General features: G+C 57.2%; 20 protein-coding genes, 1 pseudogene and 1 other annotated feature. Of the genes and pseudogenes, 8 read left to right on the top strand and 13 right to left on the bottom strand.

Annotated elements, in window-relative coordinates; genetic code table 11:
- The first annotated feature begins 43 nt into the window (after positions 1 to 43).
- Positions 44 to 991 carry an AraC-like ligand-binding domain-containing protein gene (locus ABWW33_RS00105; RefSeq protein WP_353397478.1) on the top strand — a complete coding sequence of 316 codons (948 nt, stop codon included), beginning with the start codon at positions 44 to 46 and terminating at the stop codon, positions 989 to 991.
- A 14-nt stretch (positions 992 to 1,005) separates the two neighbouring features.
- On the opposite strand, the gene ABWW33_RS00100 is transcribed toward ABWW33_RS00105, so the two are convergent.
- The 3 genes from ABWW33_RS00100 to ABWW33_RS00090 form a co-directional block, all read right to left on the bottom strand.
- Complete coding sequence (locus tag ABWW33_RS00100) at positions 1,006 to 1,776, bottom strand: HD domain-containing protein (RefSeq protein ID WP_353397475.1); 771 nt, start codon at positions 1,774 to 1,776, stop codon at positions 1,006 to 1,008.
- Positions 1,777 to 2,130: 354 nt separating this feature from the next.
- The gene (locus ABWW33_RS00095; protein ID WP_353397472.1) at positions 2,131 to 3,756 is read right to left on the bottom strand and encodes a methyl-accepting chemotaxis protein; all 1,626 of its coding nucleotides are present in this window, start codon (positions 3,754 to 3,756) and stop codon (positions 2,131 to 2,133) included.
- A gap of 8 nt (positions 3,757 to 3,764) precedes the next feature.
- A complete protein-coding gene (locus tag ABWW33_RS00090) occupies positions 3,765 to 3,926 on the bottom strand; it encodes a hypothetical protein (protein ID WP_353397470.1) in 162 nt (53 codons plus the stop codon).
- A 497-nt stretch (positions 3,927 to 4,423) separates the two neighbouring features.
- Between ABWW33_RS00090 and ABWW33_RS00085 the strand changes: the two genes are divergently transcribed.
- The 5 genes from ABWW33_RS00085 (at position 4,424) to ABWW33_RS00065 (ending at position 12,627) form a co-directional block, all read left to right on the top strand.
- Positions 4,424 to 6,085: a DUF1302 domain-containing protein gene (locus tag ABWW33_RS00085; RefSeq protein ID WP_353397467.1), complete on the top strand. Its 1,662-nt coding sequence runs from the start codon at positions 4,424 to 4,426 to the stop codon at positions 6,083 to 6,085.
- Between the two features lie 22 nt (positions 6,086 to 6,107).
- Positions 6,108 to 7,460, top strand: coding sequence for a DUF1329 domain-containing protein (locus ABWW33_RS00080; RefSeq protein WP_353397464.1), 1,353 nt, complete (start codon positions 6,108 to 6,110; stop codon positions 7,458 to 7,460).
- A gap of 45 nt (positions 7,461 to 7,505) precedes the next feature.
- A complete protein-coding gene (locus ABWW33_RS00075) occupies positions 7,506 to 8,639 on the top strand; it encodes a WD40/YVTN/BNR-like repeat-containing protein (RefSeq protein WP_353397461.1) in 1,134 nt (377 codons plus the stop codon).
- Positions 8,636 to 11,065: an efflux RND transporter permease subunit gene (locus ABWW33_RS00070; RefSeq protein WP_353397458.1), complete on the top strand. Its 2,430-nt coding sequence runs from the start codon at positions 8,636 to 8,638 to the stop codon at positions 11,063 to 11,065. Before ABWW33_RS00075 ends, ABWW33_RS00070 begins: the two co-directional genes overlap by 4 nt.
- Positions 11,066 to 11,193: 128 nt before the next feature.
- Positions 11,194 to 12,627: an amidase family protein gene (locus tag ABWW33_RS00065; protein WP_353397456.1), complete on the top strand. Its 1,434-nt coding sequence runs from the start codon at positions 11,194 to 11,196 to the stop codon at positions 12,625 to 12,627.
- A gap of 901 nt (positions 12,628 to 13,528) precedes the next feature.
- Here ABWW33_RS00065 and ABWW33_RS00060 read toward each other — a convergent pair.
- Positions 13,529 to 14,170, bottom strand: a complete 642-nt coding sequence (locus tag ABWW33_RS00060) for an HD domain-containing protein (protein WP_353397453.1) — start codon at positions 14,168 to 14,170, stop codon at positions 13,529 to 13,531.
- Positions 14,171 to 14,268: 98 nt separating this feature from the next.
- On the opposite strand from ABWW33_RS00060, the gene ABWW33_RS00055 reads away from it, so the two are divergent.
- A complete protein-coding gene (locus tag ABWW33_RS00055) occupies positions 14,269 to 15,240 on the top strand; it encodes a GlxA family transcriptional regulator (RefSeq protein WP_353397450.1) in 972 nt (323 codons plus the stop codon).
- A gap of 76 nt (positions 15,241 to 15,316) precedes the next feature.
- Here ABWW33_RS00055 and ABWW33_RS00050 read toward each other — a convergent pair whose 3' ends face one another.
- Positions 15,317 to 16,147, bottom strand: a complete 831-nt coding sequence (locus ABWW33_RS00050; RefSeq protein ID WP_353397447.1) for a helix-turn-helix transcriptional regulator — start codon at positions 16,145 to 16,147, stop codon at positions 15,317 to 15,319.
- Positions 16,148 to 16,903: 756 nt separating this feature from the next.
- On the opposite strand from ABWW33_RS00050, the pseudogene ABWW33_RS00045 reads away from it, so the two are divergent.
- Positions 16,904 to 18,149 (top strand): annotated as a pseudogene (locus tag ABWW33_RS00045) (IS3 family transposase).
- Positions 17,182 to 17,298 (top strand) — a sequence feature (AL1L pseudoknot). (Overlaps the previous pseudogene by 117 nt.)
- A gap of 73 nt (positions 18,150 to 18,222) precedes the next feature.
- On the opposite strand, the gene ABWW33_RS00040 reads toward ABWW33_RS00045, so the two are convergent.
- The 8 genes from ABWW33_RS00040 to ABWW33_RS00005 form a co-directional block, all read right to left on the bottom strand.
- On the bottom strand, positions 18,223 to 18,516 hold the full coding sequence (locus ABWW33_RS00040; RefSeq protein WP_353397444.1) for a hypothetical protein: 294 nt from the start codon (positions 18,514 to 18,516) through the stop codon (positions 18,223 to 18,225).
- Between the two features lie 18 nt (positions 18,517 to 18,534).
- Positions 18,535 to 19,509, bottom strand: a complete 975-nt coding sequence (locus tag ABWW33_RS00035; RefSeq protein ID WP_353397442.1) for a relaxase/mobilization nuclease domain-containing protein — start codon at positions 19,507 to 19,509, stop codon at positions 18,535 to 18,537.
- The gene (locus ABWW33_RS00030; protein ID WP_353397439.1) at positions 19,506 to 20,045 is read right to left on the bottom strand and encodes a plasmid mobilization protein; all 540 of its coding nucleotides are present in this window, start codon (positions 20,043 to 20,045) and stop codon (positions 19,506 to 19,508) included. Before ABWW33_RS00030 ends, ABWW33_RS00035 begins: the two co-directional genes overlap by 4 nt.
- Before the next feature lie 123 nt (positions 20,046 to 20,168).
- Positions 20,169 to 20,663 (bottom strand): hypothetical protein, encoded by a 495-nt coding sequence (locus tag ABWW33_RS00025; protein WP_353397436.1) that lies wholly within the window; start codon positions 20,661 to 20,663, stop codon positions 20,169 to 20,171.
- 29 nt (positions 20,664 to 20,692) lie between these two features.
- Positions 20,693 to 20,920 (bottom strand): DUF3717 domain-containing protein, encoded by a 228-nt coding sequence (locus tag ABWW33_RS00020; RefSeq protein WP_353397433.1) that lies wholly within the window; start codon positions 20,918 to 20,920, stop codon positions 20,693 to 20,695.
- 146 nt (positions 20,921 to 21,066) lie between these two features.
- Complete coding sequence (locus tag ABWW33_RS00015; RefSeq protein WP_353397430.1) at positions 21,067 to 22,773, bottom strand: ParB/RepB/Spo0J family partition protein; 1,707 nt, start codon at positions 22,771 to 22,773, stop codon at positions 21,067 to 21,069.
- Between the two features lie 9 nt (positions 22,774 to 22,782).
- On the bottom strand, positions 22,783 to 23,016 hold the full coding sequence (locus ABWW33_RS00010; RefSeq protein WP_353397427.1) for a hypothetical protein: 234 nt from the start codon (positions 23,014 to 23,016) through the stop codon (positions 22,783 to 22,785).
- A gap of 84 nt (positions 23,017 to 23,100) precedes the next feature.
- A complete protein-coding gene (locus tag ABWW33_RS00005; protein WP_353397424.1) occupies positions 23,101 to 23,544 on the bottom strand; it encodes an antirestriction protein in 444 nt (147 codons plus the stop codon).
- Positions 23,545 to 23,647 lie beyond the last annotated feature (103 nt).

Raw genomic sequence — 23,647 nt, 5'->3', positions numbered from 1 at the left:
GCACCGAGGACCTCTCGGTGCTTCTCTTTGAGCAAGTCTAGACATGTCAACCTTTTTCTCCACCGAGATGGTTCCGATAGAACAGCGCGCGTCATACTGGCGCGATGTCGTCGGCAAGGCCTTCGTTCCGCTTAGCTGCGACATCGGCACTCCTGGCAATTTCCGTGGCTCGATCAAGCAAAGCACGCTGGCCAATTTACACGTCGCCGAATTAAGGTGTGATGCCCATAACGCGCGGCGCACGTCACAACATATTTCGGGTCAAATTGAAGAATGCTTTCTGGTGGCATTTCAGACCTCAGGGCAAGGCATGTTCGAGCAAGATGGCCGCGTAGCGGTGGTCGGCCCAGGTGACTTTGTTTTGTGTGGCAGCAGCCGGCCGTATGAACTTAACTTTTATGATGACTTCAGACAAACGGTACTGGTGCTACCCGCCAGCCAGATGCGGACGCACCTACCGGACGCTGATGCCTTGACAGCAATCGCCGTCGGCGCCGGCCACGGAAGCGGTCAATTGATCGACTCAGTGGTGCGCACCTTGGGGGCTGCCGAAACGTTTGGGCCGGCAGCCGGCGCGATGGCCGATGCGGTGTTAAACATCATTGTCGCCGGCTTGCGAACCCTCCCTGCGGCGCGCGCATCCGGCCCTTCTGATTTGACGCGGTTCCATATCGACCGCGCGCGCCAACACGCCATGGCGCAGTTACATGATCCCGCGTTGAATGCGGCGGCTATCGCACATGCAGTTGGCTTATCAACAGCACATCTGCATCGTCTGTTCCAACGCGAACCTCAGTCGCTTATGCAGTGGGTGTGGACCGAGCGACTGGAAGTCTGCAAGCACAACCTAAGTGCCCCTGCAATGCAGGGGCGCAGCGTAAGCTCGATCGCGTTTGCTGCGGGATTTAACAGCGCGCCCCATTTCTCCCGACTGTTCCGCCAACGCTATGGTCTTTCTCCCTCAGCTTGGCGCAGCAGCCTATGGACTTAAAACGCGGCAGCAAATCAAGCCCAATTATTATCCAGGGGATTTTTCTCTGCCATGTTGGCAAAACCACAGCGACACAGGAAATGCGCATGCGTGTGCTGTGCATGGGGAGTATCGGTGATCGAGGTCACGATGTGACGTTTGAAACCTGTGCGCGGATAAGCAGCATGCACCTTACTCAGTTGCTGATGCGGGATACGATGGCGGTAGGCGCCGATCACATCCATCACTGCTCCGCCTTTCACTAAAATCGCTTCAGGAGCGTATCGAGAGCGAGACAAATACGGATTCAAATGCAGGCTGATCGACTCGTACAATGCGCGTGCCTGCGACTCGTTCCAACCATGGCGAAGCGCCAAGCCTTGTGCGACACGGGCACCGACAATCTGAAAACCAGTATCGGCAGTCTTCGCTGCGTGAGTAGCGCTCAACCCGGAGTCATGCAGTAGACAGCCTACATAAAGAGCCTCCGGGTCCCAGCGCAACCCAAATGCCTGTCCAAGCAGAGAGCCCAAATAGTACGTGCGGTAGCAATGCACATGCAGGTCCTCAGGATACATCGCAGCGGCCTGCTCTTCGGCCTCCTTGCAGATCGCCGTGCCCGGCATAATGATACGATCCATCTCGACCGACGCTTGGCGCCTCCCCATCGCACCGAGAAACTTGTCAAGCAACTCGGTTACCTGTGTCTTGACCAACATTCCAACCAGGGCGCGGCGCTCACCGGCGCTTAGAATGCCTTTAGTACGTTCGCTCCAGGCGTAGGTGCCAATTGCGTCAGATTTCATCGTGTTTCCATTCTCAAAAAAAGTGGACGGCGTTATGACGGTGTTGAATTGTAGGGTGACGAATTGTCGGCGTCTGCTCCATAAATTGCGCATTGCTTGTCTGGGAGTTGCATTGCCTTCGATAGCACTAGCCCAAGAAAGCAGCACCAATGGAACGCAGGCGACGAGTAGTTCGCCAAGACAACCTCAGCGACGAAGTCGAAATCATCGACCGTCTGGAGCAACGGGATACCGGGCCACCACAAGTCTTGTCTCGATGGTCATTGCTGGACCGCAGTCCTCTCCCCCTACTTCCTCAGGAGTACTACCGCAGCGGGAGATCGACGTCTTTTCACCTCCATCAGAAGTTGTACCTCAAACCGTGGAGCGAGTACGTTGAACGATACGGCCGGCGCTTCTTTCAGGCTGCCTAGTCAATAGCGGCCCCGACACCACAACCTCCGACGGGGCTGTATTGAATTCCGAGACAATTTTTTGCAGCATGTCGGCCTGCTCCTCCAAAAGACCTGCCGCGCCTGCCGCCTCCTCAACCAGCGCAGCATTCTGCTGAGTCATGCCATCAAGCTGCCCCATGGTGTCACTAATCTCCGCCAATCCCTTGCTTTCCTGGCGAGCGGCGGCAGCAATCTCATTCACCGTGGAAAATGCCTCGTCGATTGCCGTTCGCAGCTGAGTCATTGCGTTGCTCGCGCTGCCAGCCTGCCGCGTACCGTCGCGAACCATCGCGACTGAAGTATCAATCAAAACCTTGATCTCTTTTGCCGCTGACGAAGAACGCTGCGCCAAATCCCGTACCTCACTTGCGACCACGGCAAAACCTCGCCCCTGCTCTCCTGCCCTGGCAGCTTCAACCGCCGCGTTTAACGCCAAGATATTGGTACGGAACGCGATTCCCTCGATCAGACTGGTGATGTCAGCAATCTTAGCCGCCCCTTCGCTAATCGAGCCAATCGTCTTCACCATGGCATCCACAGTGGCACCGCTATCGTCTGCCAGGCTGCGAGCCTTACTCGCGAGCTCACTCGCGATTTCCGCGTTTCGTGCATTATCAGCGACGGCATCGTTTAGTTCGTGGACCTTCGATGCCACATGCTCTAATGCACTTGCCTGGCGCTCGGTGCGCTGCGAAAGGTCGATGTTGCCGACAGCGATCTCGCGCGCTGCCGTGTACACCGAATCCGTACTTCCCCGCACTCCCCGAATCGCGGACTCAAAGCGCTCGATCAGCGCGTTAAAGGCAAATGCAGTACGGCCAATTTCGTCCTTGCGGTGGATAGGAACGCGCCGATGCAGGTCAAGCGTCCTGCTAATGTCATTAAGCGCAGCCTGGATAGCCCCCAAGCTGCCACCAATCGACCGGATTAGGAAAATGACGGCAGCACTGCACAATACTGTTCCGCCGGTGAGGCCAGCCAGCATCAAATAGCGCATGTGCTGGTAGGACAACGCCGCTTGTTCATTGGCCTTCTCAATCTCTTGATTGAACATTGCCGTCAGCTTTCCCATTACCTGCGCTGCGTACAATCCGGTTGGCCGAGTTCGCTCACGCATCAGCTTTTCAGCTGCAGCGAACTCACCTCTCTTAGCGAACGCAAGCGACTCGCTGGACGCCTGGCGAGACTGAGTTACCGCATCGATATACTCCTGAATCACTGGACGTAAAGAGCTCTGAGCATGGCTGGTTCGCAGTCGCTCTAACTGGTCATCCAGTTGTTTGCTCATGAAGTCCGCGACCTCAAATTGCTGCTTGCTTGCGGCGACATTCCCAGCAAGAATGACCTCATATATCTGCAGCCCCCTAACCAACAGAGGCACATAGCCATCCTTCAAATATTGAGCAGGTAACGACAGCTCTTGGAAAATTCGGCCGGCCCGCGCATTGGCGTCTGCCATCCCATAAAGTCCGCCTCCTGCGATGGCGAAACACAGTATGCCCATTCCCGCGAAAATGGCAGCTAAGCGAGTTCTAATATTAATCATGATGCGCCCTAGTAAATAAGACCAAATTCATTTTCCGGCGTGCTCGCGGCTTCATCACCGCCACTTCCCAGCTGCATCTGATCTCCACCAATTTTTTGCAGCTGAGTCCACGGCTCTTTGGAACAGCCGACCTTCCGTTCCTGACCAAAGCATTCCCGCTCGATGGTCAATTCGCCAGCCCCATCCGCCAAGAAGGATCAGATGTGGCCAACGTTTACAGTTCCCCCATCGAGAACTTCCAACAAACAGGTAAAGCGAGAACGAAACAGCGGCATCGCACAACAACCTCCTGCAAAGCACATTGTGGTTTTCACGCCAATGTCCCCCTTAGACAAGGCACCTGTGCTTCGACCACAGCTTTCGTTCTTGACCGCATTCTGCTCGGGTGCAGCAATCTATCTTCCTATCCAACACCGTCCACGAACGACACTGCAGTACCAGCGTAAGGAGTTCCCCCGTAGAAAGCACTAGCGAATGTTCGCGATTGTTCCACTTTTAGCATGCAACTAGAGTGCAATTTCAAATGGCAAATCTTTTCAGCCAAGCGTCGCTACTCGAAAGCAAGAACTCGCGGTAGCGGAAGAAAGCATCATGAATTCCTTGCAGACGGACTCATAAGAAACCGACCGCAAGGCGTAGCGAATACAAATCTAAAGAGGGGAACTTGATGAAACACAGAGATAAAAGTAACAAAACGGTCTACCTGCCACTGCTTGCAGCCGCAGTGGCCAGCATGCTGGTCACACCTACCGCCTTCGCCGGCAAACTGGACATTGGCGACACGGAGCTTAAGGTTAACTGGGACAACACCTTCAAATATTCGGCGGCCTGGCGCCTGAAGGATCCGAATCAAACGATTACGGCATCGGCAACAAACCCCAACGTCGACTTCGGCGATCTCGGCCACGACAAGGGTCTGATCAACAACCGTTTCGACCTTCTCTCTGAGCTGGATGTCAGCTACAAGAACCTTGGCATGCGGGTTTCTGGCGCTGCTTGGTACGACAATGAGTACGACAAGAAGGACAATGACTACGCCGGCTCAGCACCGAACAATCAGCGACAACTCGCGTCCGGTCAATTCAATCTCACGAACGCTGCCTCCCGCAAGGTGATGGCACACAAAGCAGAGTTGGCCGATGCTTTCGTCTTCGGAAAATTTGCACTCACTGACGAGCAAAATCTAACCGTTCGTGCCGGCCGACACACCCTGCTTTTCGGCGAAACCCTTTTCCTGGGTGCCAATGGCATCGCCGCCGCTCAGGGTCCGGTGGATTTGGTAAAGCTCTTCTCTTTGCCGAATTCACAGTTCAAGGAAATCGCCATACCGGTGAACCAGGTATCGGCTAACGTGCAATTGAGCCCAGGGGTGTCGTTGTCTGGGTACAGTCAGTACGAGTGGCGGTCGCTACGTATCCCTTCCTCCGGTAGCTACTTCAGCATGGCCGACTTTGCAGGTGATGGCGGCGATCTGCTGCTGAACCCGGTAAATGGCGCCGCGACGCGTGGCAATGATTTCAAGGGCCGCAACTCTGGCCAATATGGCTTGCAACTCAAATTCAAAGGCGGCAGCGTCGACTACGGTCTCTACGCCGCACGCTATGATGACAAAGCGCCAATCTTCGTCCTCAATGCAGCCACTGGCCAGTACAACGCTATGTATTCGCGGGGCGTACGCACATACGGTGCAAGTGCCTCCACCGTAATCGGTGAGACCAACGTGGCGGTCGAAATGTCCACCCGCCGCAACACGCCTCTCACGGTTATCGGCGATCTGTTCATTACCACGGATCCGCGCGCGAACAACGACGGCAATACGCCATACGCGCGAGGTAACTCGTTCCACACGAACGTATCTTCCATTACGGTGCTGCCTGGAACCTCCGTATGGGACGGCGCCTCGTTTGTAGGGGAGCTGGCATTCAACCGTCTCCTCAGTGTGACTCATGACCCAATCAGTGGCGTTACGGGCCTGCCAGCCCTGAACTCCACACATACCCGTGATGCAACCGCAATGCGGTTTGTCTTCCAGCCCGAGTACTTCCAGGTATTCCCGGGGGTTGATCTGCAAGTTCCAATCGGCGTCGGTTACGGAATCAATGGGCGATCTGCGATCTTCCAGGCGTCGCCAGAACATGGCGGTGACCTCAGCATCGGTATCAACGCCGACTATATGAAAACTTGGCGCGCCAACATTAACTTCGTTCATTACTACGGTGCGAAGGGGCCGGCACCGGCGGTCGGTGTAGCGGCAGGAACTTACGCCAGCTACAAACAATACTACGGCGACCGCGACTACATCTCGTTCAGCCTGCAGCGCACATTTTAATAATCTGCTTTAGGAGCACCGCATGAAAACTAAATACATCCCGCTGGCGATCCTGGCTGCTGCACTCGCAGGCGGCAATGTCGCTACCGCAGCAGTAACTACCGATGAAGCGGCCAAGCTCAAGAGTAGCCTGACCCCTCTGGGCGGCGAGAAGGCCGGCAACAAGGACGGTTCGATCCCGGCCTGGGACGGCGGCTGGACGAAGCCTGTACCTGGCAAAAAGCTAGGCGATGTGCCGGTAGAATTGTTCTCCAACGAAAAGCCTATCGCGCAAATCAGTGCGAAGAACATGGCGCAATACGCGGACAAGCTCAGTGAAGGTGTAAAGGCGCTGATGAAGAAGTATCCGGATACCTTCCGCATTGACGTGTATCCAACGCACCGCACTGCCGCAGCACCATCGTGGACGTATGAGAACACTTTCAAAAACGCGACACAGTGTAAATTGAAAGATGGTGGACTCTCCGTAGAAGGTTGCTACGGTGGCATTCCGTTCCCTATCCCGAAAGACGGTTCGGAACTGATTTGGAACTACCTGTTGCGCGTAGAGGCTGAATCTGTCGATCTTGGATTCAAGAACATCGTGGTGAACTCCGATGGCTCGCACACCCTCGCGACGCGAAATGATGAGACCTATCAGTTCCCATACAACTTCAAGGACGGCTCCGCCGCCAAATGGAATGGCGAATACGTATTCGTTCGCTTCATAACCACGGCTCCGCCATTCAAGGTCGGGGAATCTCTCGTCATTCGCGACAGCGTTACCCCCAAAGATTCGCGCAACGCATGGCAATACCTGGTCGGCCAGCGCCGTGTCCGACGCGCGCCAACCGTCGGTTTCGATACCCCCGACTTCGTGGCATCCGGCTCCAATTACTTTGACGAGGTCAAAGGGTTCTTGGGCCATCCAGAGCGCTATACCTGGAAATTGGTGGGCAAAAAGGAGATGTATATCCCCTATAACACCAACGGCTTTCTCGGTGCGAAAGTAGATGAGGCCGTCTCCAGGAACCACCTGAATCCGGACAAGCTGCGCTGGGAACTGCATCGGGTCTGGGAAGTAGAAGCAACTGTCGCCTCCGGCAAGCGTCACGCGGTGCCAAAGCGCACGTTCTACTTTGATGAAGATACCTATATCTTGACGTTGCTGGACGGCTTTGATGCCGAAGGCAAGCTCTGGCGGACGTCCATGACGACGCCATTTGTCGAACCTGCGATTCCCGCCGTCGTGACCTTGCCAGTGGCCGTCTTCAATCTCCAGGCCGGCACCATGAGTGGAGTTCAAATGCTCAACGAGGAGTACTACAAGGTGGTTAGTAAGCGGCCGGATAGCTACTTTACCGGAGATGCGATTGCCGGCGATGGCGCGCGCTAAAGCCTCTTTCTTAGGCGCCGAACATCTCGTCGCTGAGCGCAGCGCTTGCTGCTGATTTCAACCATAACCAATCACAATGCGAGTCTCAGAATGAAGTATTTAAAGTCAACCCTTACTGGGCCGTTAGCGCTTTCGCTGCTAGTCGCGGCGTCGGCAGCGGGGATCAGTCCACTTGCATGGTCTCAACCGAAAGATGTGCTCGAGCGCCCCGCTCTTATGTCTTCGCGTGCGTCGCGCTCGGTGTTGCTTGCCGTAGCACGTGCCGACCAGCGCTTGGTCTCCGTCGGCAACGGCGGTAACGTGCTGCTGTCGGACGACAACGGAAAGACTTGGCGTCAGGTTCCCGTGCCCGTCCGAGCAACACTGACCAATGTCTTTTTCGTCGACGCCAAGAACGGGTGGGCCGTTGGGCATAGCGGCATCGTCCTCGCAAGCCACGACGGCGGCGAAACTTGGGAGAAGCAGCTGGACGGCAAGCTAGCTGCGAAAATCAACGCCGACTTGGTGAAGGAGAGTGGCGACGATTTCCAGCGCCGCAATGCCGAGCAACTCGTGCAAGACGGTCCAGATAAGCCATTCCTGGGAGTCTATTTTGCGGACGCCAATCGTGGGTGGGTAGTCGGCGCCTATGGCATTGCGTTCACCACCGAGGACGGTGGAAAACACTGGCAATCCATCATCCCGAATGTGGAGAACCGCCAGCTGCGCCATCTCTATAGTATTCAGGCCGTGGCAGGAAAATTCTACATCACTGGCGAACAAGGAACGCTACTCGCGAGCACCGATGGTACCAAATTCAGTGCTGTAAAAACACCATACGCCGGCACATATTTCGGCTTAGTGAGCACGGCGGACCAGCAGTTGCTGGTCTACGGACTGCGCGGCAACGTCTATAGACTTGATGGCACTGGCGACCGATGGGGTAAGGTCGAAGTCGGAGCTCCCTTGACAGTTACTGCCGGAGCGCGTCTCGGAAATGGCGACGTGGTACTCGCTGACGAGACTGGCCGTATCCTCAAGAGTCATGACTCGGGGAAAACGTTCCAGGCCCTATCTATCCCCAATCCATCGTACGTCAGCAGCGTCGCAATTGCGGCCGATGGCGCTATCGTTCTAGCTGGTGCACGTGGCATGACGCGCATCGAAGCATCTACCTTAACCTCAGAGTCAAAGCGATGAATCACGACAACCCCCTCGCGGAACATCCGGTCATCCGCGACATTAACAAATTTGACCGAAACTCTGGTTCACTGGGCGAACGAGTTCTCTTTAATAATCGCTTTTGGGTTGTAGCAGTCTGCGCTCTGCTGACCATCGTACTCGGCTACAAAGCATTCGGGGTAACACTCAATGCAGCGTTCGAGAAGATGATCCCCACGAGCCATCCCTACGTCGCGAACTATCTTGCCAACAAGTCCCAGCTGTCCGGCCTGGGCAACACGCTGCGCATCTCCGTGGAGAACCCGAAAGGCACTATCTACGATGCGGCATATCTCGATATCGTCAAGAAAATTACCGACGAGATGTTCCTGTATCCGGGTGTTGACCGTCCCTACATGAAGTCTCTTTGGACGCCTGCAGTCCGATGGACAGGTGTAACCGAAGAAGGCCTGGATGGCGGTCCCGTAATTCCTGACGACTATAGCGGCTCGCCTGAGTCGGTAGCCCAGGTACGCATTAACGTCGAACGCTCGGGTGAGATTGGCCAGCTCGTCGCAGGAAATTTAAAATCCAGCATCGTGCTGGTGCCGCTGCAGGATAAGGTAGCCGACACCGGCGAGCGCATTGACTACCGCAAGCTCTCGAACAAACTGGAAGAGATTCGAACCAAGTATGAGAAGAATGGAGTTCGTATCCATATCGTCGGCTTTGGCAAGGTAGTTGGCGACCTGATGGATGGCTTGCGCCAGGTTCTGATATTCTTCCTCATTGCCGCCGCATTTTGCACCGGTGTACTGTACTGGTATACCCGATGCGGACGCAGCACGCTGCTCGTAGTGTTGTGCTCGTTAGTTGCGGTCGTGTGGCTACTCGGGCTGTTGCCTACTCTCGGCTTCGAGCTTGACCCCTACTCCGTGCTGGTTCCATTCCTTGTCTTCGCAATTGGCATGAGCCATGGTGCTCAGAAGATGAACGGGATCATGCAGGACATCGCGCGGGGCACCCATAAGTTAGTTGCGGCACGATATACCTTCCGCCGGCTTTTCCTTGCAGGCCTCACCGCACTGCTGGCCGACGTGGTCGGTTTCGCCGTTCTCATGGTCATTGATATTCGCGTGATTCAAGATCTGGCCATCACGGCCAGCATTGGCGTTGGCGTGCTGATTTTTACGAATCTGGTGCTTCTCCCTATTCTTCTTTCATACACCGGAGTCAGCGAACAGGGAGCTCGCCGCAGCCTCCTGGCCAATGACGGCGACGACGCCGAACACAGCAAGCACAAATTCTGGGCGTTCCTCGATCTGTTCACACGCCGTCGCCCCGCTACTATTGCACTGGTTGCAGCTGTGGCACTGGGGGTGGCCGCATCACTTGTGAGCCTCAAACTCAAGATCGGCGACACGGGTGCAGGTGCGCCGGAACTACGCGCTGAATCACGCTACAACCAGGATAACGCTTTTATGGTGGCAAACTATGCCGCCAGCAGCGATACCTATGTGGTGATGATCAAGACGCCCGAATTCGCATGCGGCCTGTATGGCACATTGCTGGACGTCGATGACCTGGAATCTCAGCTTCGCCTGCTTCCTGGTGTCGAGGCAACCAATTCGTTGGCGACTTTGGCTCGCCAGGCCTCGGCAGGTCTGAATGAGGGCAACCTGAAATGGTACGAAATTCCTCGCTCTCAAGACCTTCTTAACGCCATTGTTACGCGAGCTCCGCGCGAACTGTTCAACCAGAACTGCAACCTGCTGACTCTCTACGTATCGCTCAAAGATCACAAAGCAGACACGCTTAATGATGTGGTTCAGGTCTTCGAGAACTTTGTCAAGGACCGAAAAGGGACAGAAATCAAGTTCCTTTCCGCTGCAGGCAATGCCGGCATTGAAGCTGCCACCAACATCGTAGTGAAACGCGCCAACGTGGAAATGCTGCTGCTGGTTTATGGTGCAGTGATTGCTTTGGCCTTCATCACCTTCCGTTCGTGGAAGGCAGTTATCTGCGCGGTACTTCCGTTGATGCTTACTTCGGCCTTGTGCGAAGCGCTGATGGTTTACCTGGACATCGGTGTTAAGGTTGCGACGCTGCCAGTGATCGCGTTGGGTGTCGGTATCGGGGTGGACTATGCGCTTTATGTTCTTACCGTCACACTCTCACGCCTTCGCCAAGGCGCAAGCCTGTCTGACGCTTATTACCAAGCATTGCTATTCACCGGGAAGGTCGTCGTTTTGACCGGCATCACACTTGGCGTTGCGGTCGCCACGTGGACATTCTCTCCGATTAAGTTCCAGGCCGACATGGGCATATTGCTGGCATTTATGTTCGTTTGGAACATGCTTGGAGCATTGATCCTATTGCCAGCACTATGTCACTTCCTCTTGTCACCAGCTAGAAGGAAGGAGCCCGTAGTTCAACGCAATCAGGCTTCGACATATCTTCAGTAATCGAAGATACGGCACGCAAAGTGAATCAAACGCGCCGCGTGCCGCGCCACTCTAGACGTCACCAATCGTACATAACGACAGCTTGAGGTGGTGCATTCCAAGGATGTTGGCACAGTAAAGGAGTTTTGATGTCAGGTACATTAGAAAAGGCTGAGACCCTACAATCTGCGGGGAAGGTTGAGACTGCAGGCCAGCTGGCGAGTGCTATTCTCGCAGGGCGGAAAACTGCCGTGGAAGCAGCGACAGAGGCGCTAGGTCGGTTGGAAAAGTATAGCTCCTTGAATGCAATGGTTCATATCGATCCCGACGTCGCTATGGCGGCGGCTCAACGCGTTGACTCGGAGATTGCGCGTGGGCGTAGAAATCTACCGCTAGCGGGTGTTCCTTTTGTCATCAAAGACAGCATCATGACGTCAACGATGCCTACAACCGCTGGTTCTTCACTGCTGCGTAACTTCAAGCCATCTCGGACCGCAACGGTCGTTGAATTGATGATTGAGGCCGGTGCGATTCCTATCGGCAAAGCAAACCTACACGAACTTGCGTTCGGAATCACAGGTGTGAATCCCAAATATGGGACCGTTAAAAACCCGCATGATATGAATCGCATCGCAGGTGGTTCGAGTAGCGGCACGGCCGCTGCCGTCGCGACGGCTGTGCCTTTAGGCCTGGCTACCGATACTGGCGGCTCAGCTCGGATACCTGCCGCATTTTGCGGGATTTACGGGTTCCGGCCGAGTCTCAATCGCTACCCAAAAGACGGCCGCATAGAAATTTCCAGGACATTGGATACAATAGGAACCATGGCACGCAGCATCTATGACCTGTGCTTAATGGATGATGTACTTACACAGAAGATCGTTCGGACCACCTGGCGTCTCCCTCACTCGCGAATTGCAGTGCCGAGCGCAGCGCATTTGGAAAGTGCAGACGAGCACGTGCGCATGGCGATGATAGGTGTGTTGGATGGGCTGCGCGACTCGGGAGTGACGTTCGAAGAAATCGATATCTCCCGTCTTTCAGAACTCGACCAATTGGCACGGTCTGTCATCGCATTGCATGAGGCACGGGCTTGGTGGACAGTCTTTTGTCAGGACAAATTAGGCATGTCCCTTGCGGAGCTCGCATCTGAAGTTGCGAGTGCCGATGTGCGGAATGTATTCGAGTTCATGTGCAGCCACGAGATGTTTTCTGACCGCGATTACGTCGTCGCGATGAACCAACGAGAGGAGATTATCTCTTGGTACGAGGATCTGTTCCGCTGGAAGCGCTTCGATTGTCTTATGCGTCCTACTACTTTGTGCGTCCCGCCGCTGGCCAGTGATGTGCCGCATAACATGCCCACCGAAGCGAGTGCAGCTTTGTTTTCGAACATCATTAGCCAAACGAGCCCTGCGTCAATTGCCGGAATTCCGTCGTTATCGATGCCCGCTACCTTCCCGGACGCGAACCTTCCGGTTGGGGTCATGTGTGAAGGACCATTTGCCAGCGACTCGTCGTTGTTGAGCCTTGCCGCTGACATCGACCAAATGATTCGCAATAAAGGAGGTTTCGGGGCGTGATGAATCGGTATTGAAGCTGGAAAACGATGTGGCAAGAGTGTTCAGAATCCACAGCGCCTTGGTCCGAGGCACGCTGTACCCTCGGTCGAAGACCAGCCGCCAATGTCTCTAGATCCGGTATGCCAGCGCTCACCCTTAAGAGAGAGGCAGCAAAGGCGGCAAGCTCGTCGTAATCGGGATAGGGGACGGTAATTTTACCGCGCCCCTCCCACACCACCCGGCATGCGGGTCCGCACCGGGCGGTTGAAACGGTTGAGGTCGGCATGCCTATACCCGAACATGACGCCTAGATTCATCTGGTCCCGACCCGGCCGATTTGGTTCTTCGCTGTCACCGCATTTCAGGCTTCACCTGCCGTGCGTTACGGGACGAGCCCCGTATCCGGGCATCTGAAGCATATCCATCTCAGATGGTCAGGCAGACTCGCCCTCCCGCTCCTTTGGCCCTTCGTCGGTGATTTCGACCTTCCCGGCCTAGCCCCCGACTACTACGACCTCTGCTGACTTCTCGTTCCGGCCTACGCCGTCGCCCTTTCAGGCATAAGACGAGATCTCCCCAGGTAAGAACGCAATCCTTCCCTGCACAACCGCCGGATTTACGCCGCCTGATCCTTGACCACAAGAGCTTTGCGGTTCATTGCCCGCTCGCCCTGATCGGCACCGCCTCATATCCGATTCTTGTCCATCGGCTCGCAGTTTCGCTCCACGCTTCCTCCCCACGCTCGGTCGCCCTTCCGCAGTTGCGCTTCACTTCGTTCGCTGTGGTCAGCTCACGGGAGGACTTGCACCTCCAAGATTGCGCCCATGCTGGGCGCACAATGAAAAACGAGGTCGCCAGGCAGTGTCTGGCAACCTCGTTCAACAGTTCGCGATACCGCATTCAAGCCAGCATCGCGCGATTTTCAGCTTTCGAAAGGAGCGTGGGCGATGGCGTCACAGAGATTTCCGCACTCGAAGCCGTGCACGTGCCGGCGCCCGATGTCTGCCAAGCCGGTCCCCATGCACAGGTGCGGCTTCTTACGTGCAACCTCGGCCAGGGCTTGGGTAAATGCTTCCTTCATACCGATTCGTGGATAGAGCTGGATCACGTCGTCCACAAGCTCCGGCGTGATTTCCTGCAGACGCAGTCCAAATGCGTCGGCGACAGCGCCGGCTGACGTCAGCACTACTTCCGGCTGCCTATACTCCACAATCCCGATGCTCGAATGCAGCGCGATCGCATCCCAGACTAAATTGGCTTTTTCTTGGGAGTAACCGTTCTCCACCAAAAAGCGGCTGGCCGCGTTTGCGCCATCAACTTCGAAACGCTGATCCGCACTATATTCTTTCGTAAAGCCCAGGTCGTGCAGAAGCGCGGAGAGGTAGAGTAACTCGCGGTCGTATTTCAGCCCACGAGCACGCCCCATGAATTCGCCAAACCACCACGAGCGGTGCAAGTGATTCACCAAGGTTTTTGTGTGAACTTTTTTGACAAGGCCAGCGGCTTTCCGTGTAAGTTCCGAGTCTGGCGCGCTAATGCCCCCAATGATTACAGGTGCGTTCAAGATATTCTCCAAAAGTTGTCTTATGACGGTCTTCATTTTAGGCAGTTAGAGACTGTCCGACATGACAGTTTTCAGATGTTTTACGCCATAATGCCCCAATGAAAAAACGAATCGTAATTCTGGGCCTTCCCCCGGTCGATGCACTCGACGTCATCGGCCCCGCAGAAGTGTTTACCTACGCTAACCGTCAGTTCGAACCACAAGCTGCGCCCTACTCGCTTGAACTAGTCGGTGCGTCGCCAGACGCTACGCTGGACAGCGACACTGGCATCGGTCTAAGGGCGCACAGGACATTGGAGCAGGAACGCCGTTCAAGCAAGCCTATAGACACACTGCTCGTAGCGACAGGCTTTAATGCAGTTGACCGATTTGAGCGGCCAACCATTGAATGGATACGATCTCACTCCAAAAAAATACGGCGTGTATGCTCGATCTGTGTCGGAGCATTTGCTCTCGCCGAGGCGGGGCTGCTGGATGGTCGCAAAGCCACCACGCATTGGAGCATGGCACAGCAATTGGCGGATTGTTTTCCCGACGTGCAGGTGGACCCCAGCCCGATTTGGGTAAAGGACGACCACGTCTACACATCGGCCGGCGTATCAGCCGGTATCGATCTTGCCCTCAAATTGGTAGGCGATGACCTAGGGGATGACATCGCATTGGAGGTCGCAAAAAAAATGGTCCTGTTCCTGCGGCGGCCAGGTGGACAGGCTCAGTTCAGCACCACTCTTTTATCGCAACATGCTCCCCACTCCAGCCTCAATGACCTGTGCGTCTGGATCTGCGATCATTTATACATGGAACTCACAGTCGACATGCTGGCCGACCGAATGTCGACAAGTAGCAGAACTCTCATACGGATGTTCCAGCGCGACCTCCAAACTACGCCTGCAAAATATGTCGAAGACGTTCGACTCGAAGCCGTCTGTCGCGCGCTCGAACTTGGCACCAACTCCATGGAAGAAATCATGCGCCAATGCGGCTATCAGAGCCTCGATGTGCTCAGAAAGGCATTTGCACGACGCTTTGGCGTGAGCCCTAGGGACTATGCTCGAGGCTTCGCCCCATGATCTGCTTCCAGAGTGGCATAGCGGTTGATCAGGCAGCTCACAAACCTACGTTCACCAGGGCTGACTGCCCTCCTCGCTATGCCACCAGTTCCTCAGTCAGAATGTGAATCGCTTTCGAAGTTGAGCAAACGCCCAGCTTTTCCCGAATGCTTCGCAACTGATGATCAACGGTAAACGTAGATCGGTTTAACTTCCTGGCGATTTCCTTGTAGCTCAATCCTTCAACTGCGAGCTGGGCCACTTTGCGCTCTGCAGGCGTAAGCAATGCAAGCCCGGGACCTACATCGAGCACAGCCGTTTTAACTCCCCCTACCGGGGGCGATATCTTTGACGCCCTGCGCAGTGCGGCAAACACTGGACCAAGGACGGACCGAGCGATTTCGTCAAGCCGTTCGCGGCGCCCAGGTTCAGTCGCTTTATCAGCTTCCATCCAATCGGCACAAATCAGACCGACAGACTCCTCTCCATCGCGCAGCGCAACCGCCAACCTGGAGCGAGTTCCCAGTGCCCGCAAGTGCTGCCGCAAAGCGAACTGAACACGGTTCTCTGATTCGACATCGGCAAACGACACCGTTACGTTCGACGACCTCACGCAGCGAACGCCAAAATCTCCAGTATCAACTTTGAGGCCGACAGAAGAAGGGACTTCGCGCGTTGGATGTAGCGACTCCGCCAGCGGAATGAACGCCTGATCGCCTTGTGTGAAAAATCCACCATCTACTCGGTCGGCATCTAGCAAATCGCGCAGCCAAGAGACTGTCAGGTTCCAGCAATACAGCCCGTCGTCTAAATACAAAAGAAGATGTGCAGCCAGGTCACGTGCACCGCCGCTGACGCGAGTTCGCGAATCTTCGAGCAACCGATACCGTAGTTGGCTCTGAATTTGAATAAGTTCGTCCGGCTGCATAGCTCATCTCCCACAACATAAATTATTCACGTTATGAAAATGGACCAGACCGAGCAAAGAGCGCCTAGAGGTGATGCAAACACCTGCCACACCGAAGATCAGACACTTCACCAGATCATCGAGAGCAAGACACCCGCCCTAGCCTGCTACGTTGCCCAACTGCCATCTCCATTAGGAGGCCACATGCACGACACCTCATCTGCATCGCACCGAAAGAAGGTAGCAAGTTCACCAGTCCTTCAGCTCGACCGACCAACGTGTCGCTGTGCCTCTCATAACGATAGTATGCAAATATTCACCTATATGCAAGTGATTCGTTAATTACGAATTTTTAGGAATAACGCTATTCGGCTTGACATGATTTTATTGTTGGATATTTCTAACTTTCCACGACGCCGTCAGAATTTCCACATAGAAAGCTTATGATTGCCGAGAGGCAAAAAAAGAACACGATTACCCACGGGAGGAGGGCAAATACTCGAAGAGCGCACCGGCTTCTAGAGCGAAGAAGTGCAAATTCCCATCCAGGTAACACAGCCGAGGGGAACATTCCAAATGCCACAACCGTTCGATATCAGCCCCGTCAAGGCTAGCAATCGAGGACACCTCTGGTGACACCCGCCGAGACTCAGACCAACCTTGGCTTGTACCAAATGCGCAACTGCAGCGTCTTCACAGGCCCTACCTGGAGGGCCGTAGAGCGTGAATCGCCCCGGGTTTGAAGGAGGCTCCAACATTTGAGAAAATGGAGCCACCATGAAAAAATCAGTCCGATATTCCCCCGAAGTGATGGAGCGCGCCGTGCGCATGGTCCAAGAGGCCGGCAGCGAGTACGAGTCGCAGTGGGCAGCCATCACGTCCATCGCAGCCAAGATAGGCTGTACCTCCGAAACTCTGCGCCGTTGGGTGCGCCAGCGTGAGCGTGACACAGGCCAGCGTGAAGGCACCACAACGGCCGAAAGCGAGCGCCTCAAGGCGCTGGAGCGCGAGAACAAGGAGCTGCGCAAGGCGAATGAAATCCTGCGTCTGGCGAGCGCATTTTTCGCCCAGGCGGAGCTCGACCGCCGCTTCAAATCGTGAGAACGTTCATCGACCAGTACCGCCAAACGTATGGGGTCGAGTCGATTTGCAAAGTCTTGCAGGTCGCCCCGTTCGGCTACTGGCGTTACGCCGCGCAGCGGCGCAATCCGGCTTTGCGCTGTGCGCGCGCCAAGAGCGACGATGTGCTGGCCCCGCAAATTGAGCGCATCTGGCAAGCCAATATGCAGGTTTATGGCGCCGATAAGGTCTGGCGTCAGCTGCGCCGCGAAGGCATCGAGGCCGCCCGCTGCACCGTCGAGCGCTGGATGCGCCGCGCCGGCCTGCGTGGTGTGATGCGGGGCAAAATCGTGAAGACCACTGTCGCCAATGCTGCCGCACCGTGCCCGTTGGACCGGGTCCATCGCCAGTTCAAGGCACAGCGACCCAATCAACTCTGGGTGTCCGACTTCACCTACGTCTCGACCTGGCAAGGCTTTGTCTATGTGGCCTTTGTGATTGATGTGTTTGCCCGGCACATCGTAGGCTGGCGCGTCAGCAGTTCGATGCGCACAGACTTCGTCTTGGATGCCTTGGAACAGGCGCTGTACGCCCGCCAACCCGAGCGTGACGACGCCTTGATTCATCACAGCGACAGAGGCTCGCAATACGTCTCCACTCGCTACAGTGAGCGCTTGGCCGAAGCCGGAGTTGAGCCTTCCGTGGGCAGTAAGGGCGACAGCTATGACAATGCGCTGGCCGAGACCATCAACGGCCTGTACAAGGCAGAACTGATACATCGCCGTGCTCCCTGGAAGACGCGCGAAGCCGTCGAATTGGCGACCCTGGAATGGGTAACCTGGTTCAATCATCATCGCTTACTCGAACCGCTTGGCTAATACCGCCGGCCGAAGCTGAGGAAAACTACTATCGACAACTTTCCGAGCAGGCTAGGTCGCCTGACTCACACCAAACGGCCTCCTAGATTTCCGGGCCGATTCACGCAAAAGTATGCACAGGCGACTGCGCGAGACATGTCCAGCCCCACATGCTGCGTATCAAAACCACGGATGAAAAATAGTACGCGCAAACGCAAAAACAAGAGCCAGAAGAACAACCAGTGCTAGCGCAGCGAAACAAAGCGTAACTACCCCCCGCACGCATGCAAGAGCCAGATTGTCGAAGAACCGAGCTACCCCTGCTAAGATACGAAAGGGCAGCGAGACTAACCTCATCAACCCGTGGATCGGCACCGCACTAGCATCCATGGCTGACGTAAATAGCTGCACGAATTGCTGCGTGGGCTTTTTAGGCCGGCCATTGTAAGCATCTGCCACGATGTGCCTTTTCATCGCCCTCCTCCTTTCAAATTATCGATCAGGCTCGGCCCGCAGCTTATCCATATCACGACGGTCATCCCGAAGCACAGTGGTTAGCGTCATGGCCAGCCGCCGGTCTTGCTGATCGGCAGACCTTGCCAATATGTGCGCAAGCTCACCATACCGTCCCAACATATGTGCCTCAAGCTGCAGAGCCCGGGCCAAGCGCTCACCCGTCGCCTTCGAGACACCCATCGAATGCATGGGCGCTCCTCGATGCGTCATCTGCCACACGCTTGGCTTTGGTCCTCGATCACGTTGCAATCTCTCCAGCCGATAGCTCGTGGCAGCATCGATGCCGTGCTCGCGGAGACGTTCAGCAAACCGCTCGCGCCAGCGCTGCAGGTCCGGCTTGCGCGGATTGAGCCGGGTGCCGTCCTCACCAGTCCTCTTCACGCAAAGATGAACGTGTGGATGTCTGGCGGGATTTTTGTGTGGGTCGGTGTCAAAAGTGTGCAGCACCAGCGCGTACTGATGTCCCTCAAATTCGTCTGCCGCGAAGAGCATGGCCGCTCGGCGCAGTCCCGCCGCATCGGTACCTTCGGGCATCGACAGAATGATGTTGAGCGCCTCCCTTGTCTCCGATGACTCGGCAATTGGAAAGCCGCCGGACTGCAACTCCTGCCCCAGCTCCGCTAATTCTTCCTGTCCCTGGAAGCGGTCTTCGTTATGATCGAATGCGGGAAGCCGCCCATTGCGCGTAATGTAGGAAAGATGCGCGCGGATATGGCTCATGCCCCGCCCACCGCCGGAGATGCGCACGATGACCTGCGGCGTGCGCCTGGCCATCCTTTCCAGGCCCGCGCGGACGCCGGACGCGCTGGTCTGCGCCGATGCCCACTGCGCCCTTTTTCCTATCGCCAGTCCGGTGAGGCCCTTTCGAGCTGCGCTTCTCCGCACCGGGGACTGATTGAATCCGCGTTCCGCCCATTGTTTGATCAGCGCGTCCACGCTCGAGCCGCTCATGATGCCCTCCATCGTTCGACATTTCGTGCGATGACCTGGGTCACCATATCGATGTGCTCAGTGATCAAGGTCCGCAGTTCCGTCAACCCTGCTTCAGGAACGCGGCGGTTTGCCGCACCTGCGACATTGATGGCCCGAGCGATCTGGTTGAGGTTCCTGCCCGCTGCGAGCAGCAACAGGTTCGACTTGGCCAGCGTGGCGAGTTCAAACTGGCCAAACTGCGGGGCTGCATAGATACGGACGCGGATCAGCGCGATCAACCAGCGGCTGACCGAATAGCCTTCCTGGCCTGCACAAACCCTGATTCTCTGTACCTCGTCCGGGGTCAGGCGGATGACCCGGCGAATCTTGCGCTTTTCTTTTGCAGTCACCGCATGCGCCGGCGGAATGCGGGTGTCATCGGCCGTCAGTTTTTCAACCACCTGCCGGAAGGCTTCGCTGGGCGTAACGCCGTTCGCTCGGCAATAGATTAGCCATCGCGCTTTCAATGGACCGAGATCGATATTGATGCGAGTGGGTCTAGGCTTCGAAGACATTGGGCACCTCCGCCGTCTGATTTCTGGGTCAGATTAACTCAACAACAGCGGAGCACATTGATCACCATCAGACTATCCCGCCCTAGCTCTACTAAATGGGATTTTCTTGAAATTTTCAAGAATTCACGCTGTCCTCGCGCGCTTCGTCTTGGGGAACGCCTGAAAGCACCGGGCACCGCAAAAGAACCCTCCTTCGGCGCCGCTTCGCGCTAGAATCATTGGAACAAACCGCGTGGAAAGATAGCCAGGCCCGATGTCCCCCAAATCAAAAAACGTGAACGACAACGAGTTGAACGGCAGGCAGGCAGGCAGGCGGAGGATGCATACTGGAACGACCGCAGGCACTATATCGCGCTGGTGACCGAGCTCGGCAGCATATTGTGCTGCATCCTTTCCGATGAGGAACTCGTTGATCTCCGTGCACATCTGCTGTTGATACTGATACGTCAGCGCCAACAGGACAGTCCGGCGCACATACACGCGCTGTTGGTCGAACTGCTGGGCGGCATTCAGACCCGCATCAATATGAACCGGAACAAGCGCGCAGTGGCGCAGCCCGCCCCGTAACGGTAACAGTGACGGGTTGGGCTCACCGGATGCCGGTGCGAAAGACGCCATCGCCGGTGCTGCGGCACCGGCTGCTTATTTCACCCGTCGGAACGCTCGGAGCCGGCCAGTTGCAGCGCCAGGGCTGCGCGCACGGCTTCCGGCAAAGCCTCGATATCAACTTGCCGGCGGCGATGAAAGATCATCCCGGCATACACTTCCGCCAAGGCCGCCAGCGTCGGCGACAGCTCGCCATCGACCGGCGGCTCGGCGCCCAGGCGCCGGTTGATCTCCGCTTCCAGTTGCACAATATCGACCAGCACTGCCATCGCATCCTCCCGAACAAGCACACCGCGACACGACCTCCCCTCGTTGCACTATCGCAAACCTGCGGCCGCAGCGTCTTGAAAAAAATCAACACCCAAGAAAAACGGGCCACGCCTCGCAGCGCGGCCCGTCCATCCTACCCGGCCGGTCAGTTTGCCGACGTTCCGCAGAACAGCGGCGGCAGCCAGTCACTGTCGGCCAGCGCACGGGCGGCCGCCTCCGCCGCCGCATCCTTGCGCATCTTTTCCAGCGGTACCGCCGTGGCAGGCGAGGCTGCCTGCGCCACCACCTCCATCATGCGCCCCTTGTTCACATGCGCGAAGTAGCCCTGCACGGTCGGCTTCCACCACGCATGCATGTCCAGCGCCACCTCGCGCGCCAGCGCATCGACCGCCGGCAAGGGACGCTCGCTCGCCTGCAAGCCGTTGACCATGCACGCGGTGCAGAAGGCGATATAGGCGTCGACCACCTGACGCGGCTGGCGACGCAGCCACTCCATCAGGGCGACGCCTCCCGGCTCCTGCGGCAACTGCGCTGCCAGTTCGGCGCGTTGCGCTTCCCAATACTCCCACGCGCTGCCGCTGCGCGCCTCGTCCGGCAGCACCGGCGGCCGGACCTCCAGCTGCACCGCGCTGGCTATCCGCCCGCCGGAATAAAACGCGCTGGCGATCAGGTGATGGGCCAGCACCAGCACGGCCACCTCGGGCTGGCGCACCAGCTCAGCCCGCAGCGCCAGCGTGCGCTGTGCCGACAGCAGCAAGGTCAACCGTTCGCTGTGCACCGGCTTGGCCTTGGACTTGGCCGGCCCGGCGTCGTCTGCCGACGACTTCGCCATGCGCGACTTGTCCTGCGGGCGTATCAGGCCGCGCTGCACGCAGGGCTTGCCGTCCTCGTCGAGCGTCACCAGCGCCCCGGCCAGTTCCCGGTCCGCCGGATCCGGCTGGCACAGCGCCGTCCGGATCCGGCCGCGCTCGATATCGATCTCGGCCAGTTCCTGCACCGTGGCGTCCAGACCCGCGTCGGTGGCGTCGCCCGAGGGCGTATCCTCATCGCCTCCGGCCGATGCGTTCAACCGGGCCGCGCGGTCGTCCAGCCGCGCCAGCGTCGCCGCCTGCTCGGCATTGGGCGGCATCACCGCCGTCCTGACGCGGCCATACAGGGCCAGCTCCGCAGCATCGATGCGTGCCCGCACCTCCACCCATGCCCAGCGCTCACGCCGCAGCCGTTGCGCCACGCGCTGCAGCTTGGCCTGTGCCAGCGACTCCAACAGGGCGACGTCGTCGATATAGCCCTCATCCGGCTGGCTGAACAGGTCGCGCTCCACCTTGCCGCCCGCCGCCTCGAAGGCCTTGACGCCGACGTAGCGCGCCACCCGGTCCGAGTGTACGGGAATGCGCTGCACCGTCAGCAAGCGCCGCAGCTGGTGCGGCTGTCGCGACCACGCATCCAGACCGTCCCATGCGGCCTGCTGCGCCGCATGGTCGTCGGTGACAGCTAAGGCCGCCATCTGCTCGTAGGTGGCTTTGCCTTCGCGGAACAGCCCGAACAGGCGCGGCGCCACGTTTGCTAGCTTCAGCCGCTGCCGCACCGTCAACGGATCGAGGCCGAACGACACCGCGATATCGCCCACACTATGGCCATGGCGCGCCAAGGCCAGCATGCCATCGCACACATCGGCCGGATGCAGGAGCGCACGTCCGAGGTTCTCCGCCAGACTGACCAGCACTGCCTCGGCCTCGGTCACCAGCAAATAGGGTATCTGGTAATCGACCGGGAAGCTGCCCTCCTCGATCAGGATGCCGACGCACTGCCAGCGGCCATCCCCCGCCGCCACCTCCAGCGAACCGGTCGGCACGCCATCGCGTTACTGTTCAAAGCAGATCAGGTTGTGCAGCACGCCAACGGCCCGTACCAATGGCAGCAACTCGGACAGGTCGCGCGGCTTCCTGCGCACATTTTTCTCGCTGCGCACCATCTGTGCGTGGGTGGCGGTGCCGAAGGTGGCATGCGCCAGGATGGCCTGCGCCGACTGCCGCACGGCGCGGCTGATGTCGGCGGCGGCCGCGTTCGTTTCTTGGGATTCGATCAATTCAGACATACAACCTCCTGTAATTCGTCATCAAAGGACAAAGAAAAAGACATACAAACAAAAGGCAGCCGCCGTTGCGACCACCGTCGCCGCTCAGTCGAGCAGCGCATACAGCCGGCGCGCCTCCGGTTGCAGATCGATGAAGTCGCGCAGGCGGTAGTACATCTCGGCGGCGCGTGCGCCACCGCGCCAGAACGACAGCTGGCTGTATGCCATCGCGCACACGCCCATGCCGGTCGCGTTCGCGCCGAACTCGCCGGCAAAGCCGTTGCCGTCGCATTCGAGCCGATAGCGTTCGGCGGCAGTCGGCGCCATGTAGAAGCCGCCGTTGGACAGCTGGTAGAAATCCCAGTAATCCCCCCGGTAGAGCGGGCACAGGCGGCGCATCATGGCGTAGACCGCGTTCTCAACCGCGATGCACTGCGCGCCGAAGTGACGCGGCAAACAAGTCAGTCTTGCCTCCGGCGGCAACAGCACCGCCTCGATCCGCCCGCCGTGGTTCGTTCCCAACGGCACCGTTCTGCAATATGCTTCCATGCTGTTTCTCCTTAAAAAGTTGATCAAAAGAGGCGTGTTTGACATCTCATCCTCTTGCATGGACTCTCTCGCTCCCGCCTGGGCGGGCGGGGGGTGGAGATAG

It is taken from the genome of Duganella hordei (genome assembly GCF_040369125.1).
Lineage (GTDB): Bacteria > Pseudomonadota > Gammaproteobacteria > Burkholderiales > Burkholderiaceae_D > Rugamonas > Rugamonas hordei.
This window is presented reverse-complemented; position numbering and strand designations above follow the sequence as displayed.